The organism is Amycolatopsis sp. NPDC003676, assembly GCF_053587275.1.
On sequence record NZ_JBSFNS010000221.1, the window covers coordinates 1 to 3,602 of the forward strand.

Here is a 3,602-nt window from a genome sequence, read left to right on the forward strand (position 1 = left end):
CTTATACTGTGACTTTAGTACAGAAGTGTGCTAAACCCAAAACCTGGGCCGCGGCACGACCGCGACGGGCTCCTTGAGGGAACCAGATTCCCTCAAGGAGCCCTTCACGGACAGCGGGTGGCGGCGGCCCGCGTCAGGCGACTTCGGTGGACCGGCTGCGCGCGGCGCGGGCGCTCCACCGTCCGTCGTGCCGGTCCACGCGGATCGGGTGGCCGAATGCCCGGCTGATGCTCGCGGTGGTGACCGCCTGCTCGATCGGCCCGGACGACACCACCGAACCGTCCGCGATCAGCAGCGCGTGCGTCGTCGTTTCCGGCAGCTCCTCCAGATGGTGCGTGACCACGATGGAGGCGAGCCGGGGATGGGTCCGCGTGAGCAGGTCGATCGTTTCGAGCAGCTGCTCGCGAGCCGCGACGTCAAGGCCGGTGGACGGCTCGTCGAGCAGGAGCAGCCGAGGGTCGCTGATCAGCGCGCGGGCGATCAGGGCGCGGCCGCGTTCGCCTTGGGACAGCGTCGGCCAGCGTTCGCCAGCCTTGCCGTCGAGGCCCAGCAATCCGATGAGTTCGTCGGCCTGCTCGATTTGCGCCGCGGTGGGCTGCCAGCGCGGGGGAGTGTCGATGCTTCCGGTGATCCCGGTCAGCACGACCTCCCGGATGGTGAGCGGCGAACGCAGCGGATGCCGCGGGTCGACGTGCCCGATGCTGCGGCGCAACGCCTGCAATTCGACGCGGCCGAGCCGTCCGCCGAGGACGTCGACGGTGCCGGTCGTCGGATGCGTGACCGCACCGCAGAAACCGAGGATCGTGCTCTTGCCTGCGCCGTTCGGGCCGAGCAGCGCCCAGTGTTCGCCTGCCCGCACGGCCAGGTTCACGCCGTGCAGGATTTCCTTGCCCTGCCTGCGGAACACGACGTCGGTCAGCTGCAGAACGACCTCGCTCACGAAAGTGCCTCCTTCAAGGCGGTCAGGTGCGCCCGGCTCAGTTCCGCGGCGGCGGACGCGTCTTTGTCCGCGATCGCGTCGACGAGCGCCAGATGCGCGGCTTGGTCTTCCTCGGGCGCGGTGATCGGACGGGCGCGCAGCATGTCCGTCATCGCGCGGTGGACGCGCGGCACGAAACTGTCGAACAATTCGATCAGCACGTCGTTGTGCGCGGCGACGAGCACCGTGCGGTGGAACGCGGTGTCGGTGTCCACCAGGACCTCGACATCCGGATCGCCGAGCGCGCGAGCGGCGAGTGCGCGGCGGATCGCGCGCAGGTCGGTCGGCGTCCGCCGGAGCGCGGCGAGTGCGGCGGCCTCCGCTTCGATGGCGATGCGCGCCTCGATCACCGCGCCGATGGTGGCGCGGCGCAGCACCGCGTCCCAATCTTCGGCGACGTCCAGGGCGGTCACGAAAACGCCGGAACCCTGGCGGGAATCGAGCACGCCTTTGCCCGCCAATTCGCGGATCGCCTCGCGCATCGTCGAACGGCCGACGCCCAGTTGCGCGGCCAAAGTCGTTTCCCCGGGCAATTTGTGACCCAGCGCCCATTCGCCGGAGCGAATGCGGGCCAGAAGGACTTCGGCGGCCTGTGCGGCGAGCGGGTGCCGGTGCACGAGAGGGGGCATCGGAGGGCTTTCTGATCGGGCGGGGCGACGGGAGCGAGGCTACTGCGGGACATTCTTCCGGCGGGGTGTCGAGTGTGGAGCGTCACTAGTCTACTTGTCTGAGGAGCTGAGTATTTTATGACCCGTTCGGGTGGGTTACGGTGTTTCGACTGCCGCATTTCGCCCGCGCCGGGTAAGGATCGGCCGCATGCGTGCCAGGAAAATGGCCGTCGTGGGCGGAGCTCTCGCCGCGGCGGTGTGTGCAGTGGCGTTCGTGGCCGGTCCCGGCGCGAGCGCCGCTCCGTTGCCCGGGGGCTTGGGGCCGTGCGTCGGCGACGCCTGCCCGGACAAGTACCCGCCGGTCAACAACGGGCCGTTCGCGGGACGGGACAACGGCATCAACGTCTTCGCCGGCGGCGACTTCCTCGTGCGCGAAGGCGCGGCCGAGGCGGAAGGCCGGGTCGTCGTGCTCGGCGGTTTCGACATGGCGAAGCGGGCTGGCGCTTCTTCGGTCTACAACGTCGGCATCGCGGGCGTCGGCTCGCGCGTGCCCCCGCCGGACGGTGCCGATTTCCTCACCACCGGCAAGGACGTCACCGTCGCGCCGAACCAGCGGCTTCTCGCGGACGGAGGCGTCGTGCGCTACGGCGGCACCGTGACCGGGACCGTGACCGGCACGCTGAAGCAGGACCCGAACGCGGCCGACCAGTACAAGCAGCTCCGGCCGCAGCTGCAGGAGGCCAGTACCTGCTACGGCAAGTCCGCGGCGACCGGGACGGCGAAGAACGAGGGCTACCGCACGCTGTTCACCGGCGACGGGAAGTCCGCGCTGCAGGTGTTCAATGTCGACTTCGACCTCACCGGCCCCGGCGGCGGCATGCAGGGCCTCGAGTTCACCGGCATCCCGGCGGGCGCGACGGTGCTGGTGAACCTCGTCGGCGGCAACCGGGTGATCAACACCTACACCGGCGACCTCGCCGACCAGGACCCGATCAACCACCTGCGCGAGAAGCTGCTGTGGAACTTCCCGGACGCGTCGAAGGTGAAGATCGCCGGGCAGGCGCAGTTCCAGGGCAGCGTGCTGGTCGGCAACCCGTCCAGCGACACGACGGTCACCGCTTCGGGCACCAACGGCCGGTTCTTCACGGCGGGCAATCTGTTGCACACGTCCGATGGTGCGGCTGGCGGGCAGGAGTTCCACGCGTATCCGTTCACCGGGGATCTGCCGGACTGCGCTGGGCCGACGACTACGCCTACTACGCCGACTAGTACGACGTCCACGTCCAGCACTACGACGTCCAGTTCGACTAGCACCACGACGTCGAGCACTGAGCCGACCAGCTCGACCACGACGGGCACGTCGAGCACGGAGCCGACGTCGAGCACCACGTCGACTTCCTCGACGACCTCGACCACGACTGAGCCGACGAGCACCACGTCGTCCAGCACGACCTCGTCGAGCGCCACGTCGTCCAGTTCGGCGACGTCCAGCTCCACGGTGCCGACCGGCCCGTCGGAGACGGAGTCCTCGACCGCGCCGACGTCGTCCAGCGCGACGTCCTCGAGTTCGCAGCCGACGTCCTCGGCGAGCAGCACGAGCCCGACGACGTCCAGTTCGTCCTCGGAGGCCCCGGCCCCGGTCACGACCACCAGCGACAACTCCGGCGGGGTGGCTCCCGGGACCGGACCGTCGGACCAGGGGCCGCTCGCGTCGACCGGTGCGGACATTCGCGGCTACTTGATCGGCGGCGGCGCGCTGTTGCTCATCGGCGGTGCGCTGGTGACGGTCGTGGCGGTTCGTCGCAGGCGCTCCTGACCAAAGCCGGGAAGGGCTCCTTGGGGGAATCTGATTCCCTCAAGGGGTCCTTTACGGACAGTCCGGTTGGGTGGGGGTCGCGTTCGGGTTCGGCTCGTCGCCTGGCGGCGACATTGCCGTCCTTGGTTGCGTGGGGCACCCCGAAGCTTGAGTGTGAGAGTGCGGAGAGTGGTGCCGGAACGGACGGTGACCTGCTGCG

At 69.3% G+C, this 3,602-nt stretch carries 3 protein-coding genes; 1 reads left to right on the top strand and 2 read right to left on the bottom strand.

Annotation, left to right across the window (positions count from 1 at the left end; all coding sequences use genetic code 11):
* Positions 1-133: 133 nt before the first annotated feature.
* Positions 134-940 carry an ABC transporter ATP-binding protein gene (locus ACWDNU_RS44900; protein ID WP_449673338.1) on the bottom strand — a complete coding sequence of 269 codons (807 nt, stop codon included), beginning with the start codon at positions 938-940 and terminating at the stop codon, positions 134-136.
* Positions 937-1,608: a FadR/GntR family transcriptional regulator gene (locus tag ACWDNU_RS44905; protein ID WP_370938347.1), complete on the bottom strand. Its 672-nt coding sequence runs from the start codon at positions 1,606-1,608 to the stop codon at positions 937-939. The genes ACWDNU_RS44900 and ACWDNU_RS44905 overlap by 4 nt, the downstream gene beginning before the upstream one ends.
* A gap of 187 nt (positions 1,609-1,795) precedes the next feature.
* Between ACWDNU_RS44905 and ACWDNU_RS44910 the strand changes: the two genes are divergently transcribed.
* The gene (locus ACWDNU_RS44910; protein ID WP_449673339.1) at positions 1,796-3,403 is read left to right on the top strand and encodes a choice-of-anchor A family protein; all 1,608 of its coding nucleotides are present in this window, start codon (positions 1,796-1,798) and stop codon (positions 3,401-3,403) included.
* The last annotated feature ends 199 nt before the right edge of the window (positions 3,404-3,602 follow it).

What these genes read in the sequence shown, in the direction of transcription:
- ACWDNU_RS44905 (WP_370938347.1), bottom strand. Translation starts at nt 1,608, where the DNA reads ATGCCCCCTCTCGTGCACCGGCACCCGCTCGCCGCACAGGCCGCCGAA.
- ACWDNU_RS44910 (WP_449673339.1), top strand. Translation starts at nt 1,796, where the DNA reads ATGCGTGCCAGGAAAATGGCCGTCGTGGGCGGAGCTCTCGCCGCGGCG.